Source organism: Vibrio cincinnatiensis (assembly GCF_022113815.1).
In the GTDB taxonomy this organism is placed as follows: Bacteria; Pseudomonadota; Gammaproteobacteria; order Enterobacterales; family Vibrionaceae; genus Vibrio; species Vibrio cincinnatiensis_A.
The window spans coordinates 438728-454477 of sequence record NZ_SGOM01000001.1 but is presented as its reverse complement, the minus strand read 5'-3'; the positions used below and the strand labels follow the sequence as shown (position 1 = coordinate 454477).

Sequence of the window (15750 nt, the reverse complement as noted above, 5' to 3'; positions counted from 1 at the left end):
GGTTCAATGTAGTTGAGCTACTTGATCAGTGAAAGGATCGTTTTAAAGTGTGGTGATCGACAGTCTTCGACCATCTCATAAAGACACATCTCTACTGAGGTTAATTGCGCCCCTAAGTGTTGCATTTTATCGAGAGCCAATTGCTTGTTCGTCATTTTCCGAGCACTGATAGCATCCGCGACTACTTCAACCTGGTAACCAAGTTGTAATAACCCACAAACAGTTTGATATACACAAATATGTGCTTCAATTCCACAGACTAACCAATGGGAAATTTCCGCTTGTCGCAATTGCTCAACCATGGCGGGTTCTTGTGTAGCATCGAAAGTCATTTTATTTATGGGAAAAGTAGAGGAATGAAGTAATTGAGCCAGTTGAGGTGTTGTTGGCCCCAGTTTTTCTGAATTTTGCTCAAGCCAAACGATAGGAAGATCTAACCGCTGAGCCCCTTGAATAAGCCGAGCTGTCTGTGTTATCAGCTCTGTACTGTTCTCCACTATCTGAGCTAATTTCCCTTGAATATCGATAACGACAAGTCCGGTATTATGTTGAGAAAGCATCCTGCCTCCAAGCGAATCATCGGTTCTTACCCAAAACGGGTAAACATAAAGATAATACCACACTCTTTCTCCGTGGTTAGCGCATGGATTTAGCGCTAGACTGATAGAAATGTTTTCTCATCACTTATAATCAAGGATTCATCATGATCAAACAAGGACAACCACTCCCAACGGCCACACTGAGCCAAATTACTGCAGAAGGCATGGTTAACCACAATGCCTCCGAGCTCTTTGCTGGCAAAAAAGCCGTCCTTTTTGCAGTTCCTGGAGCATTCACACCAACCTGTTCTGAAGCTCATTTACCCGGCTATGTTATCTTAGCGGATCAATTAAAAGCGAAAGGTGTCGATATCATTGCTTGCGTTGCCGTCAATGATGCCTTTGTCATGAAAGCATGGGGAGAAGCACAAAATGCTTCAGAATTGATGATGCTTGCTGATGGCGATGCCAGCTTTACAAAAGCGCTCGGTCTAGAAATGGATACCGCCAGCTTTGGAGGCATTCGTTCACAGCGCTATGCGATGATTATCGACGACGGCATCATCACCACGCTAAATGTCGAAGAAGCAAAAACGTTTGAAGTCAGCAAAGCTGAAGCCATTCTCGCTGCACTGTAATGCTATCCGCCAAGCTCAGAAGAGACCTTCCTCTGAGCTTGGCATGACGATGAAGGAGAAATAGAACCGCCTTTTTATTCAAGAGATTATCGGATCTTTGCCTTCCCACTCGATTTAATTTCGACTAGCTCTACAACTCCCTCCTTGGGTGGCATACAATAGCAATTCATTTTTACGTTATCCCAGTCGGAGCCAAGATAAGTGAGCGCAAAATATACCCATCTAGCCTGGCAACTCAATTGTGCAAGCCCTGCCGAAAAGCTGGTGTTACTGATGCTTGCAGACAGTACAGATGATATGGGGTATGTCACAGTTAACTTAGAACATATGGGTCCCCTGTGCTGCCTGTCAACTTTTGGGTTGGCCGAATGCTTGCGTGCGTTATGTGAGCAGAAACGATTAGAAAAAATCAAAGTAGAATATCGTCAAGGTGCTGAGTTACATATTTTTAGGATGCTGATCAATCAGCAAGGTAGCGAGGAAGTTCTGACTTCATCTGCACCTGCACCTGCACCTGCATCACAGGAAACCTTTCCTAATTTACCCAAGCAAGCACTACACTATCGTAATAACGCTTCAAATCTTATGCAGGGTAATGCGATTGCCACACATGATTTAGATGAAAATGAAATTCCAATGTGGGCAGAACGAGCTTTCAAATTTTCGGGGATCAGTAATGATCATATTCTGGTTTGGAAGAAATTCGTTCTTTGGCATAAATCTAAAGCCAGCGAGTTATTAACCATTGCACGATTAGAAAACAAACTCCAGTATTGGCTGACCAACGAGAAACTCAATGAAAGACAGCAAGCGAAAACCTCTGAACATTCAGGAAATCGAGAGCAAACTGCGGGAAATGGGTATAAACCAAAGCTTAGCCCATCTGAACGCTTCCGACAGCAGCTTATCCAAAGAGGAAAAAAACCCACCTTCTGAGCCAACAATGCCAGAAGTACTCGGGAATGAAGAGCCTTCTGACTGGTGTCTACATGTCTTTGGCTCTTTTCTGAGTGTCTATGAGACTCAATGGGAATATCAATACGGCAGTCAGCCCACTGGAAAATTTATTGATTTTGCCGAGTCGATTGACCCCAATAGTCTGAATCGAGTACTGAAACATTGCCATGAACGGATTCAATTAGGCAACAGTTGGCCGCCACAAATGGGTGAGCTGTGGGTGCTCCGTGATGCTTTAACTGCCGAAGAACTCTTAGATAGCCGTATTCGTGTTCTTTCCCGAGAGCCAGAAAATAAAATTGAAAAATGGTTAGTACAAAACAAACTGTATGATTTAAAACGAGTTGCAGAAAACAAGCTTGATCAACTATTTAAAAAATATTATTTAGAAGCCAAACGATTGGAAGAAAAGGGGAAACTGGTGACGGAGTTACCTGACAACCTGTTGCCCTCTCACTCAGTCAAAAACCTCAATGATATCAAACGGGAAGAATATGAGCAGCAGCATGGCAAACAACTCAATCCTCGTATACAAGCGATTTTAAATAGTAAAAAACCTTAATAATGGTAGGCGTCATAAGACGCCTACCATTTTTTAATTAAGCGGCCGAATAAGTTAGGATGATAATGCCAGCAGTGATCAAACATACTCATGAGCTCTGGATTACCATAACGTGACAATGTCACAGCATGAAAACGATTCTTTCTCACCTTTAACCCCTCGACTTGCTGTAAAATGTCGTCGTTTTGCTTCGGGGCAATAAAATCAGAAATGATGATTAAATCTGCATTGTAATAACGCTCTCCATTCATCTGTTCCATCGCCTTTTCCATCGCTAAATTAAGATCCGTTCCTCCATGAAAGGTATAGCTTAGAAAATCGCTGGCTTCTCTTAACCCATCTTGGCGCGTCAATTCATAAATAATTGCTTGAGTTGAAAATAACACAACATAGCAGTCACGATCCTCAGCAAGTGCAATTTGCATGAGAGCATAAGCCATTGCTTTAGCACTTTGCTCTGGCAGACCTTTCATCGAACCAGACGCATCAATACAAATAATAAAAGGACCTTTTTCTATTTCACTCTGAGAGGGATCCACTGACTGAGCTCGAATTTTTCGAAGTGTCCGTGATTTTCCTTGCATACGGTAGTTCATTAACCGTTTATCAATCAGATGCTTGTAAAAAACAACTTCCAATTCTGGGTAAGTGAGAAAAAGTGTTTCGTTGGGTAATAATTTATGCAGATCATCACTGGGATGAATTCCGACAATATCATCGGTTGCTTTGTCTGATTTTTCTTCAATGGCTTGAGGCTGCTCGGTAGGCAAAGAGTTAAGGAGAGGATCATCCACTTGACTAGCCATTCGTCCTAATTGTTCGGCTATTTCTTGTAACCCTTTGTGTTTTCTAAGAAATTCCGCATGACGTTTCATTACCGACAAGTCAGTTTGGCTCAACTTCGCAGAAGCCATATCCCATAACCGACCAACTCCCATTTCATTACCGCTCTCCGTGACCTGCTCCATGCTACGCAGCGTTTCCATACGCTGATAGAGGTCAAGATAAATTTGCTCTTTGCTTGCTTCAAGTTCGATCACTTGCGCTTGCTTAATATCATCACATAACGTTTTGTACCACTGATCACAGAAAAAATGCGCAAACATAGGATTATTGACTGCTTTTTGATCTTCAAGCAATTGTCTTGCTCGGGTATAAAATGAAGAGTGCCATTCTAACTGTTTGATTAACTGGGGTAGCTGATGAAGAAACTCCACTTCATCTAGCTGCACACTTTGCTGATATAATGCAATTTCTTTTTGAAAATGTTCCGCCTCCCCAACTTGGGTAATACGTGCTTTTACACTGTTTCGCCATTTGGCTAAATGGCTCTTCACCGACACTCGAATGCTTTCATTTTCGATCATCATCACTTGCGAACGCGCTAAGAGATCATTGACCGCCGTTTCAATGATTCCTGATTCTGCAATAGCTAAAACGATATTTAACCCATCAGCACCGAGCATGATTCACCTTTTACTAAGAAAAAAACTGTTCAAGATGCTGAAATCGCTGTACCTGTTTTTCGCATTCTTTTTGAGTACTCTCTAGTTGTTGCTGCAACTGATGTAAAGTAGATTCCATCGCAACCGGTAGATCTGGATCGATAAAATTATGCGGTAATGAACCATGAAAATCCGAACGAACTTTACGCAAATGGTGCTCTGCCTGCTTTAATTGAATCGTTGCTTGTTCTGCGTTTATCAGCCATTGCTGATAAACCGACGCATCGAGCCCCTCTTTGGTGGCCAATGCGACTAAAACCGAACGATTCGCAATATCTTTAATGACTAAGTTATTATTAACATCTAACTCAAAGCGTAAACGATATAAGTTAGGGTTATGGTTAACATAACCATAAATGTCCCCCTGACCTTCTTTAATAAGACGTTCCATATCCGCTCGGGTGACATAAACCCAACGACTATCACCCTTTTCACCTTCAGCCACAGACATATTGCTTTGCAATAAAACCAGCTTAATTAGATTTTTGGCTTGCCCAACTTGATGTGTTTTAGCTCGGCTAAAATCGTATTGATAAACCTGTTTTTTCCTTAACCCATTAGATGTTTCAAGGGATAACACAATGGATAATTCCGCTTCAATTTCTTGCTGGATCGCGGCCAGTTCAGCATGACAAATCTCAAGCTGTTGCTCAACCTGAGATTGATCAAATGCTTCTCGAAGCGCAAATTCACGAATGATGCGATAAACCACATCTCTGGATTCTGGGCTATTCCATAGACAATCTTGCAAAAGTAATAAATCTAATGGGCTGATTTGATCTCTCCCATTAAAAAAAGCACATGCTTTTAGTAATTTAACCGATTTTTTCCATCTACGGTCAGAGACATACACATCATCAGCAGGTAAACCACTCTCTTCTGCCGCTTGCTCAAGCATCTGCTTAAGTTGATAGAGTTTTTCAAATACGTCATTGCTTAATGTTAACGCTTCAAGTTGAGCTAACCATTGGTGGTATTCTTGATCTGTTATCGCAAGGCCTTCCGGAATTTTAGCTTCTTGTTCCGTCCCCACCGTCAGCATTGATTTGAAGTTTTGTTTATTTTGAATTCGATTGACAAAAATTCGGACTAAAATACGGTCATACAGCGCATCAAGCCCACTCTCTTCATCAGGCAGTTCATTTGAGGCTGATATTAAAACTCGCATAGGAACACGCTCAATGTCACTGCCATTTTTAAAGGTTTTCTCATTCACTACGGTAAGCAGTGTATTTAAAATTGCAGGGCCGGCTTTCCAGATTTCATCAAGAAAAACGACTTGAGCCGTTGGAAGATACCCTTCTGTCAAACGAACATAACGCCCATTATCTTTTAATTCTTGAATACTCAGTGGGCCAAACACTTCTTCTGGCGTTGAGAAACGAGTCATTAAATACTCAAAATAGCTACTATGATCAAAAGCTTGAATTAAGCGTTTAGCTATTAAGCTTTTCGCAATGCCAGGAGGGCCAAGCAAAAAAACACTTTCCCCCGACAGCGCAGCTAGCAGACAAAGTTTAATGGTACTTTCTCGCTCGTAAACACCATCAGAAAGGGCTTGAGCTAATTTGTTGATTCGTTCCGCCAATAGTGCTTTTTGAGCATAAGAAGCAGAAGGAGTATTGATCATTGAATCACTCCACTGAGGGATAAAGAATGGTAAGTATAAATCAATTTATACATTGGTTATCATTTTGTTACATTGTGTTTTTCATTTCAACGCATTTTTATAGCAGATCTCTTCCCGTTGAAAGTAATTGCAATCAATGTTTTCACTTGTGGTGTATTGATCACACTATTTTTCACGTTATAACCCAACTCTCCCCACTTGTGCGCTTTCTCTCTATTTTGATAAAACTGCGTCATCGGTGCCTACAAATAGCGGAATTGCATTTTGGCTCAATTTGTCAAATAAGGTAAGGTGATGTTCTCTGATTTAAGCGAAGGATCTTCATGAGTAAAACCGTACACCAATGGAAAGCGATCAGTGTAGTAGAAGAACCGATCACGCTACCCACGGGGAAAATCATTACCCATACCACCATCAAACATCCTGGAGCTGCGGTTATTCTGCCTCTCGATCCGGATAAAAGAATTATTTTGATTAATCAGTTTCGTCCTTCACTTAATAAATGGTTACTTGAGCTTCCTGCGGGAACCATTGAATCGAATGAACATGCTTTTGAGTGTGCTCAACGAGAATTAGAAGAAGAAACCGGCTACAGCGCAGAGGAGTGGATTAAACTAGGCCAAGTCACCCCTATGGCTGGGTTTTGTGATGAAATACAGCACTTATTTGTCGCAAAAAAATTAAGAAAAACCGAACGTTTAGCCTGTGATGATGACGAAGTTATTGAAGTGCTTGCCTTGTCTATTTCTGAACTTGAACAAAAAATTATTACCGGTGAAATCAGTGACGCAAAAACCATTGCTTGCCTTAGTAAAGCTAAATTATGTGGGCATCTCTCCTGAGTCAACGGTGCTGTGACATTCATCTTCGTTAATCCATTTAATGTAACAAAATAGAGTAAATTTCTTGCAAAGGGGTGATATAAGGCGATGAAATGTGCAGTTAATCGCTCAAGTGTTCCGTTATCCGTGAAACTTGTAGGTATATCTGGTAAAACAGCAGGGATCTTGGCTGACGAAGAAGAGCAATGAGCGAAAAAAAACAAGGGCGGCGTAGTGCCCAAGATGCCCAAAAGACTCGGTATCATATTCTTGAAATTGCTGCAGAGCTATTTTGCGAACTGGGCTATGAACGAGTTTCACTGCGTAGTATCAGCGAAAAAGCAGGAGTTTCGCACAGCTTGATTCGCCACCATTTTGGCAGTAAAGAGAAAATTTGGCACAGTATCAGTGATGGCCTCCACCTTTATATGGAGCACTACTTACGTCGAGTGATTGATGAAATCCCGAGTGCTACGCCGGCAAATGTAAAATTGTACCATTTCACTATGCGTTTATTGGCTCATGGATTAATTATCAAGCAACCGATCCAACTGATCGCGGATGCCGTTCGACAAGAAGACGCATTGTTTGACTACTTTATTGATACGTCAGGTGAACTTGAGCATCTTATCGAAAGTTTTGCTGATCAATATAATCAACAATGCCCTGACAACCCTATTAAAATTTGGGAAGTAAAATGGCAGATGATTATGTATACCCACAGCGCCGCCAGTTTAACTCCGTTTCTAAAAGAAACGTGGCGTGATGAAGATGCTGATTTAGATCAATGCCTACTCAATCATTGGCAGCTTTTCAATGAACTCATGATCCACAAATATCAAATCGCTGACGAATTTATCCTCAATCCAAACAGTGTGCAAGAATTGGTCTACGATGTGGCTTATAGCTGGGAGCAACAATGTGCCAAAATGAGAGAGGAAAACTCACCACATTGATGCCCACTTATTTTGCCCGTATTGTTTAATAAAGGTCGAGCGGTTATTTCTTACCTCGTTTAGCGTGTATTTTGAGCTTAGCTTTTAGCTTACGTTTTTCTTCTGAGCGGCTTAAACGGCGAACAGAAGAGACATCTTCCGTTGGTTCAACAAATGATGGCTCAAACCCTTTTAACCATTCTTGCGGCAAACGCTGATCCAATAACTGTTCTATCGCTTGTAGCATGGGCTCTTCGTTCGGACTCATAAACGAGATAGCCATTCCAGCGTTACCTGCACGCCCGGTTCGCCCAATTCGGTGTACATAATCTTCTGCTTTATATGGCATATCGTAGTTAACCACTTGCTCTAGTTCACAAATATCGATACCTCGTGCTGCTACATCGGTGGCAATCAATGCGCGAATTTTACCCGTTTTAAAATCATCTAGCGCTTTTTGACGCGCCCCTTGGCTCTTATCTCCATTGATTGACGCCGACTTAATACCATCCAATTTCAACTCTTGGGCCAAAGCATCACTGCCCTGCTTTGTTTTCGTAAATACCAAAACTTGCTGCCAATTTCGTGAGCCAATTAAATAAGCGAGCAACTCTCGCTTACGTTTTTTATCAACAGGATACACCATTTGTGTCACCGTCTCGGCGGTTGAATTTTCCGGTGTCACTTGAACTTCTTCGGGTTCATGTAATAAACGATAAGCCAGACTTTTCACTTTATTATCAAAAGTGGCCGAAAAAAACAGCGTTTGTCTTGCCCGGTTAAGCTTTCTGAGTATGCGCTGAATATCCGGCATAAACCCCATGTCCAACATTCGATCGGCTTCATCCAGAACCAATGTTTGTGTATTACCAAGATATAAGCTTCTAACGTGAGCATGATCGAGAAGACGTCCCGGTGTTGCGACTAAGATATCTGCACCGCCTCGTAAATGCTGTTTTTGTATATTCATGCTGGTGCCACCATAAACGGCGACGATTTTAAGCCCGCTCCCCTGAGCATAAGCCTGTAGATGATCAAAGACTTGCTGAGCTAATTCACGTGTGGGCACTAAGATTAATGCTCGAATATCTTTCGTTTCACCTCTAGACTCAACCTCAGATTGCGAGAGCTGTTGCAATAACGGTAAGCCAAATGCCGCTGTTTTTCCCGTTCCGGTCTGTGCTCCCGCCAGCAGATCTTTTCCCGCGAGGGCATGAGGAATGGCCTGCTTTTGAATTTCAGTTGGGGTATGAATCCCTAACGTTTCTAAGCGTTCAACTAAAGCGGGCGCAATCCCTAATTGCAGAAAAGTCACCGAGTGTGAAGGCATATTCATTTCCCATAAAAATAGACGCCATAGAAGCGTCAAACGATGTAAGTGGCAGATTGTATCAAATTCGAGGTCACTTGGCTTCGTCTAACCATCACCACTGGAGACAGCTAATGGCCATTGGACATCGTCTAAAAAGAGCATAATCATTGAAAGATCATCGTGTACAAAAATAAATACACTTTTGGTTTGATATTTTTACAGCAGCATTGACCCACTCCCATTATTTCTTCAAAATAGGCAAAATTTAGTGAATAAAGCCAATAGATCTGGTTGTTTTTCGCACATTACCCTTCTGTAACCACAACTATCGTACAATTATATTTACATTATGAAAAAATCTAAACTTTTAGGCAGTAGTTTGATTATTGCAGGAACCACCATTGGAGCGGGAATGCTTGCGCTTCCTTTAGCGTCTGCAGGTATCGGGTTCTCTACGTCACTTATTATTATGTTTACTTTGTGGGCGTTAATGGCGTTTACTGCGTTACTGATGGTTGAAATCCACCAGTACTCAAGTAAAGAGGCGACATTACACACTCTGGCAAAAGAAATCCTAGGATATGAAGGGAAATGGATCGCAACCTTTGCAATGCTTTTTCTCTTCTATTCCCTTTGTGCTGCCTATATTGCCGGAGGCGGTGCTCAATTTACCCACAGAGTAGCGGAATTGACAGGGTTTGAGGTTTCAGGCTCAATCGGAACATTGCTGTTTACTTTTCTCGTTGCTGCCGTGGTCACCATTGGTACCGCCACTGTTGATAAAGTCAATCGGATTCTATTTGCAGGAAAAATTATTGCCATGATTATGGTGCTGACTTTTCTTGCCCCTAACGTTACAGAATCCTACCTGCTCAGTATGCCATTAGAACAAGGGTTAGTGATTGCCTCTATTCCGGTCATTTTCACTTCTTTTGGCTTTCATGGCAGCATTCCCGCGATTGTCAATTACCTTGATGGACATACCCCATCACTTCGCAAAGCGATTGTCATTGGTTCCGCGATTCCGCTAATTATTTACGTTCTTTGGCAGTTAGCAACCTTAGGGGTTGTTAGCCAAGCCGATTTAGTTCAAAACAGCGGACTGTCGGCACTGATTCGAACCCTAGCACAAACAGCACATCAATCAGGTCTAAGTAATATGATTGGTATTTTTGCTGATTTAGCACTATTAACCTCTTTCCTTGGAGTTAGCTTAGGGTTGTTTGAATTCATGGGTGATACACTGCGTAAACCCGGCGCGACGAAAAGTCGAATTCGAGCTTCCATCGTCACTTATACTCCACCGCTGGTTTTTGCGTTGTTTTATCCACAAGGGTTTATTATGGCTCTGGGCTATGCTGCTATTGCCTTGGCCGTATTAGCCATTTTTCTTCCTATCGCCATGGTCATCAAAGTTCGTCAACAAAATACTGATGGCCAGTATTATCAAGTGTTCGGTGGCAAACCCGCTTTACTCTTTACGGGAGTGGTTGGGGTTATCATTGTGGCAGCGCAACTTCTTATCACCGTGGGTATTCTGCCTGCTTTAGGTTAATGAGCCCTCTCGTTTTACCGACCAAGTCGATGTGGTGATCACATCGACTTGGTTTCCCCTCCTATATATTGATCTATATCTCATTTCTAATATATATATACATATTCATTTCATAAATCTATGAGATATTACGCATTCTTACCTCTGCTAGCCGTATGCTTTTTGAGCTACAAAAATCAGTTACACCGGAGAAACAATGAAAGAAGTTCAATTCAGGATGATTGACCGTGTGTTCATTAAAATGTCGATCAACGATAAAATGTGGGCCATCTTTACGCTCTTTATCATCACACTTACTACTTTAGCGGGAACACTTTATTGGCAAACGATTCAAAATTTTGAAACGCAAGCTAAAATGGCAGTTGAATATAAGCTACAAGGTATTCTCAGCCAAAACGATATTATAACCATTCCAGGTTTAGAGACACGTTCTACCTTATCTGAAACCCGATATGAATACGGCCAAGCCATCGCAACAGGACGAGCCAATAATGGGCAAATCTATCGTTTAAGTGAAGACTTCTCTCTCCAAGAGAAACAAACGCGCTCTCATGCCTTCACCACTTTTTTACTTAGCTATTTGTGGCTGATTCCTTTTGCTCTATTCACTTATTGGGTCGCAACGTTTATTGGTGGAGCACTGTGGGTGCTTTACACCACAACCCAAAAAATTGCCCAAGGTGATCTCACTTCTCGATTAGGTTTTCACCCCGGACGTGATGAATTTGGCACAATTGGCTGTGCGTTAGATAACGCCATGGACACCCTCACCGAACTGGTGGTTACAGTTAAAGATAACTCCGCAACACTGAGTGAAACATCACGATCTTTTGCCAGTGAAATGAAAGAGAGCGAAACACAAATCTCTCATCAATATGCATCACTCGACTCGGTTGCAACCGCAATGGAAGAGATGACGGCTTCCGCACAAGAAGTCTCTACCATTTCTCAACAAGCCAATCAGCAGGCCAATCAAGATGCGCAACAAGTGGAAACCAGTCACCAGCGAGTTACCCAAGCAATTAATGAGATTGAGCAACTCTCACGCTTTATTGCGCAAACATCTTCATCTGTAACCACGTTAAATGAAAATGCGATTCAAATTAATGAGGTGATTACGACTATTAATGCCATTTCTGAACAGACGAATCTATTAGCATTAAATGCTGCGATTGAAGCAGCTCGTGCGGGTGAGCAAGGTCGTGGGTTTGCCGTGGTCGCCGATGAAGTACGTACGCTGGCGAGTCGAACTCAGGCGGCAACAGTCGAAATTCAATCGATGATAGAAAAATTGCAAACGGAAAGCCAACACATTGCCAAAATCACAGATCAGACGGTGAGTCAAGCGCATACCAGCAGCCAGTTAGTGACTGAAATCGGCTATGATATTGAACATATCGCAGAATCATCACGCATGATTAATGATATGAGCGTCCAGATCTCAACTTCTGCAGAAGAACAAAGTGCAGTAGCGAATGATATTGCCTCTGAATTAAGTGATATCCGCAACCAGTCTAACACCATCCGACGAGTAGCAGAGCAGTCCTCTTCAGGCATTCAGGAAATCGCTCAAGCAACACAAAATTTGAGCCAGATATTAAGCCGCTATCAAACCAATTAGAAACCAAAAAGCCAACCGATGAGGTTGGCTTTTTTCTTTGAATGACTATCTAAGCATCTGGATAACCTTGTGGGTTACGTGATTGCCAACGCCAAGTATCTTCCGTCATTTCTTGCAACGTACGTGTCGCCTGCCAACCTAATTCTTGGCGTGCTTTCGTTGGATCTGCCCAGCATTCAGCTATATCTCCGGGGCGGCGCTCCACCAACTGATAAGGGATTTCTTTCTGGCTTGCGACCTCAAAAGCTTGCACCATATCGAGCACACTATAACCTTTACCCGTCCCCAGGTTAAAAATGTGTAACCCGGCATGGTTACCCACATTACGCAGGGCCGCAATGTGTCCATCCGCTAAGTCCATAACATGGATATAGTCACGAACGCCGGTTCCATCTTTCGTTGGATAATCACTACCAAAAACAGAGAGATGCTCACGTCGCCCAACCGCAACTTGAGAAATAAAAGGCATTAAATTATTGGGAATACCTTGTGGATCTTCCCCTAATTCACCAGAAGGATGTGACCCCACTGGGTTAAAGTACCTTAATAAGGTAATGCTCCAGTCTGGGTTTGCTTTTTGAAAATCCGTCAAACACTCTTCAACCATCAGTTTACTGCGTCCATACGGGTTGGTTGCACTGGTCGGAAAAGATTCTGTAATAGGCACACTCGCTGGGTCGCCATATACCGTAGCAGAAGAACTAAAGACCAGTGATTTCACCCCGACTTCGCGCATCGCAGCCACGAGTACTAAAGTACCATTAACGTTGGTATCATAATACTCAAGTGGTTTTTGAACAGACTCACCCACAGCCTTTAAGCCCGCAAAATGGATCACCGATTCGATCTGATGCTGAGTTAAAATATCCACTAAGTGATTTTTATCCCGAATATCACCCAAAATAAATGTGGGACGAACCCCGGATACTTTTTCAATTCTATCGAGAACCGTGGATTTACTGTTATATAGGTTATCCATAATGATTGGGGTCATTCCTGCTTGAATCATTTGGATGCAGGTGTGGCTACCAATGTATCCCATCCCCCCTGTCACTAATACTTTCATTCCTAGCTACCTTAGTTGTTATTGCTGGTCAAGATTGTATCGATAAATACGCGATAGATCACGGTTCATTCCCCTCCTGTTCGTAAAAATCATCAATTACAACAATGGGAAACCTTAGAGTATATTCTATACTCTACAAAGCGTTATGGTGATCTTTTAAGATATAGCATTCAACTGTGGAAAAGACATAAGGACTCAGCTTCGTGACAATAACAAACCGCGCCATCAAACTAAACTGTGACATGGGGGAAAGCTTTGGCGTCTGGACAATGGGCGCAGACGAGCAAGTTATGCCTTATGTCGATATGGCTAATATTGCCTGCGGCTTCCATGCCTCTGACCCTCATGTCATGAGCAAAACCATTGACTTGGCCATACAAAATGATGTGATGATTGGTGCTCATCCAGGCTATCCCGATCTACAAGGATTTGGGCGCCGTTCTCTTCACTTTTCAGATGACGAAATTTGCGAACTTCTGATCTATCAAATTGGAGCACTAAAAGCCTTATGTGAAAGCAAAAATGCTGAATTAAGCTACGTAAAACCTCACGGTGCACTCTATAACGATATGATGCAAGATAAAGCTATTTTTCGGGCCATTGTCGATGCCGTTTCCTGTTTTAACGTACCGCTGATGATATTAGCCTCTTCAAATAATCAAGATTATTTAGATATAGCTGATCGTTTTGATGTTCCCCTATTGTTTGAAGCATTTGCCGATCGAACTTACCTTGCAAATGGGCAGCTCACCCCTCGTTCCATGCCAAACTCTGTCCTGACCAGCGAAGAAGCAATACTCAGCCAAGTTCAACAAATTGCTCGTTATGGAAAAGTAACCAGCGCTGATGGCTTTATTATCCCCATTGAAGCCGATACGTTATGCGTTCACGGTGATAATCCACACGCGACTCTTCTGATTGAGAAGATTCGAAATTGCTTGCTTAATTAAGATGGACTCGATTGTGAACTACACGCTTCAATCAATCTCAGAAACCAGCATATTAGTAACGTTTGAATCCCCTTTCCAGCCAAATCTATCAATACGCATAGGTCAAATAGCAGCCTATATCCATGCTGAGTTAGGTGAGTGTGTGATGAACATTACACCAGCCTATACCACCATTTTGATTGACTATTTACCCTACCGCATCACTCCGCAAGAATTTGAGCAACGATTGAGACACGGGCTGGCCCATTCCTATGACTTACCACCCGTGCCAGTAAAACCTATTGAATTGCCAGTTTATTATCACTCAGAGGTTGGCCCAGATTTGGCTTCATATCAGCAACAAGGCCTTTCTTTAACAGAACTCATCACGTTACATACTCAACACGTTTATACCGTCTGCGCCATCGGGTTTTCTCCCGGCTTCGCTTTTATGACCGACGTTCATCCCAAACTACAACGACCAAGACGAACAACACCTAGGCTATGTGTCCCCCGAGGCAGTGTGGCCATTGCCGAACAACAAACCGCGGTGTACCCCAATCATTCTCCCGGAGGATGGAACCTTATTGGTAATTGCCCGATAACCTTATTTAATCCAGAACAAGATCCTATGCTACCATGGACAATTGGCTCAAAAGTTACCTTTTATTCTATTGATCGCAAAGAATTTTTAGCTTTAGGCGGCGTGATTCAACCTCAGTTATTTCAGAGAGAGGGCAATGTATGAGCAACGCCTTCCTCACCGTCAGCAAGCCGGGTAATTTAAGCTTACTGCAAGATTTTGGCCGCTATGGGCTCAGCCATTTAGGTATTAATACCGCAGGTGCTGTTGATGAATATGCCTACAGTTGGGCAAATCATTTACTCGATAATCCAATCAATAGCCCAGTTTTAGAAATCACCTTAGGCCAAGCTGAATTTATCATTCACCACTCTTGTCAGTTGGCTATTGCTGGAGGGGATTTAGCCGCCAAATTGTCAGGACAGCCACTCACCAACTGGAGCGTATTTACCGCTCAAGCAGGAGATAGGTTGACCTTCGCACTGCCACGCAATGGGCTTAGAGCCTATCTTTCCGTTCGAGGCGGCTTCCACGTTTCCAAGCAGTTAGGCAGTGTTTCTACCGCGTGTCGACAATCCTTAGGCGGATTACAACACAATGGAATGGCGCTACAGACTGGCGAGCAGATCCATTTTTCCCCTCATTCAATCGAGAAAAGTAGACGTCAAGTCACCTTTCGTTTTCTGCCTAACTATAATTTACCCCTTAAATTGCGTGTTATCGAAAGTTACCAATTTCAGCAATTTAACCCATCAAGCTTAGATACCTTTTATCAAGGGAAGTTTCTGGTTAGCCAACATGCGGATAGAATGGGCTACCGTTTAAACGGCCCGAAGGTTATCTCTCCCACTCGCCCATTATTATCAGAAGGCATAGCCTTAGGTAGTATTCAAATTCCCCCCGATGGTCAACCAATTATCTTGTTAAATGACCGACAAACCCTAGGGGGATATCCCAAAATAGGTTGTGTAGCGAGGATTGATCTGCCCAGACTGGCGCAAGCCAAACCGGGGCAAATGGTACAGTTTGTTCGTGGCGATCTGGCAGGCTTACAACAAGTATGGTGCCAATGGGCGAAATTTTTCGGTTATTAGAGG

At 42.6% G+C, this 15750-nt stretch carries 15 protein-coding genes; 10 read left to right on the top strand and 5 right to left on the bottom strand.

All coding sequences use genetic code 11. The features are described from left to right. Window positions 1–17 precede the first annotated feature (17 nt). Window positions 18–560, bottom strand: a complete 543-nt coding sequence (locus EXA13_RS02065; RefSeq protein ID WP_238131642.1) for an isochorismatase family protein — start codon at window positions 558–560, stop codon at window positions 18–20. A gap of 143 nt (window positions 561–703) precedes the next feature. Here EXA13_RS02065 and EXA13_RS02060 point away from each other — a divergent pair, with 143 nt between their 5' ends. The 3 genes from EXA13_RS02060 (at window position 704) to EXA13_RS02050 (ending at window position 2696) form a co-directional block, all read left to right on the top strand. Next, window positions 704–1177, top strand: coding sequence for a peroxiredoxin (locus EXA13_RS02060; protein ID WP_238131641.1), 474 nt, complete (start codon window positions 704–706; stop codon window positions 1175–1177). Window positions 1178–1378: 201 nt separating this feature from the next. Further along, a complete protein-coding gene (locus EXA13_RS02055) occupies window positions 1379–2113 on the top strand; it encodes a hypothetical protein (RefSeq protein ID WP_238131640.1) in 735 nt (244 codons plus the stop codon). Continuing rightward, window positions 2034–2696 carry a hypothetical protein gene (locus tag EXA13_RS02050; RefSeq protein WP_238131639.1) on the top strand — a complete coding sequence of 221 codons (663 nt, stop codon included), beginning with the start codon at window positions 2034–2036 and terminating at the stop codon, window positions 2694–2696. Before EXA13_RS02055 ends, EXA13_RS02050 begins: the two co-directional genes overlap by 80 nt. 23 nt (window positions 2697–2719) lie before the next feature. Here the strand turns inward: EXA13_RS02050 and viaA are convergent, their stop codons facing one another. Next, window positions 2720–4162 carry an ATPase RavA stimulator ViaA gene (gene viaA, locus EXA13_RS02045; protein ID WP_238131638.1) on the bottom strand — a complete coding sequence of 481 codons (1443 nt, stop codon included), beginning with the start codon at window positions 4160–4162 and terminating at the stop codon, window positions 2720–2722. Between the two features lie 13 nt (window positions 4163–4175). Further along, window positions 4176–5831 carry an ATPase RavA domain-containing protein gene (locus EXA13_RS02040; protein ID WP_238131637.1) on the bottom strand — a complete coding sequence of 552 codons (1656 nt, stop codon included), beginning with the start codon at window positions 5829–5831 and terminating at the stop codon, window positions 4176–4178. 323 nt (window positions 5832–6154) lie between these two features. On the opposite strand from EXA13_RS02040, the gene EXA13_RS02035 reads away from it, so the two are divergent. Both EXA13_RS02035 and EXA13_RS02030 read left to right on the top strand, forming a co-directional pair. Next, window positions 6155–6673, top strand: coding sequence for an NUDIX hydrolase (locus tag EXA13_RS02035; RefSeq protein ID WP_238131636.1), 519 nt, complete (start codon window positions 6155–6157; stop codon window positions 6671–6673). A gap of 185 nt (window positions 6674–6858) precedes the next feature. Beyond that, complete coding sequence (locus EXA13_RS02030; protein WP_238131635.1) at window positions 6859–7608, top strand: TetR/AcrR family transcriptional regulator; 750 nt, start codon at window positions 6859–6861, stop codon at window positions 7606–7608. A gap of 43 nt (window positions 7609–7651) precedes the next feature. On the opposite strand, the gene EXA13_RS02025 is transcribed toward EXA13_RS02030, so the two are convergent. Further along, window positions 7652–8917: a DEAD/DEAH box helicase gene (locus EXA13_RS02025; RefSeq protein WP_238131634.1), complete on the bottom strand. Its 1266-nt coding sequence runs from the start codon at window positions 8915–8917 to the stop codon at window positions 7652–7654. 331 nt (window positions 8918–9248) lie between these two features. Between EXA13_RS02025 and EXA13_RS02020 the strand changes: the two genes are divergently transcribed. Continuing rightward, a complete protein-coding gene (locus EXA13_RS02020) occupies window positions 9249–10454 on the top strand; it encodes an aromatic amino acid transport family protein (protein WP_238131633.1) in 1206 nt (401 codons plus the stop codon). Between the two features lie 196 nt (window positions 10455–10650). Beyond that, entirely contained in the window at window positions 10651–12075 is a 1425-nt protein-coding gene (locus tag EXA13_RS02015; protein ID WP_238131632.1) for a methyl-accepting chemotaxis protein, read from the top strand. A 49-nt stretch (window positions 12076–12124) separates the two neighbouring features. On the opposite strand, the gene galE is transcribed toward EXA13_RS02015, so the two are convergent. Beyond that, window positions 12125–13141, bottom strand: a complete 1017-nt coding sequence (galE, locus tag EXA13_RS02010; RefSeq protein WP_238131631.1) for a UDP-glucose 4-epimerase GalE — start codon at window positions 13139–13141, stop codon at window positions 12125–12127. Window positions 13142–13350: 209 nt separating this feature from the next. Here galE and EXA13_RS02005 point away from each other — a divergent pair, with 209 nt between their 5' ends. The 3 genes from EXA13_RS02005 to EXA13_RS01995 are packed head-to-tail and all read left to right on the top strand — an operon-like array spanning window position 13351 to window position 15747. Further along, entirely contained in the window at window positions 13351–14091 is a 741-nt protein-coding gene (locus tag EXA13_RS02005; protein WP_238131815.1) for a 5-oxoprolinase subunit PxpA, read from the top strand. A 1-nt stretch (window position 14092) separates the two neighbouring features. Next, window positions 14093–14818 (top strand): 5-oxoprolinase subunit B family protein, encoded by a 726-nt coding sequence (locus tag EXA13_RS02000; RefSeq protein WP_238131630.1) that lies wholly within the window; start codon window positions 14093–14095, stop codon window positions 14816–14818. After that, window positions 14815–15747: a biotin-dependent carboxyltransferase family protein gene (locus EXA13_RS01995; protein WP_238131629.1), complete on the top strand. Its 933-nt coding sequence runs from the start codon at window positions 14815–14817 to the stop codon at window positions 15745–15747. The genes EXA13_RS02000 and EXA13_RS01995 overlap by 4 nt, the downstream gene beginning before the upstream one ends. Window positions 15748–15750 lie beyond the last annotated feature (3 nt).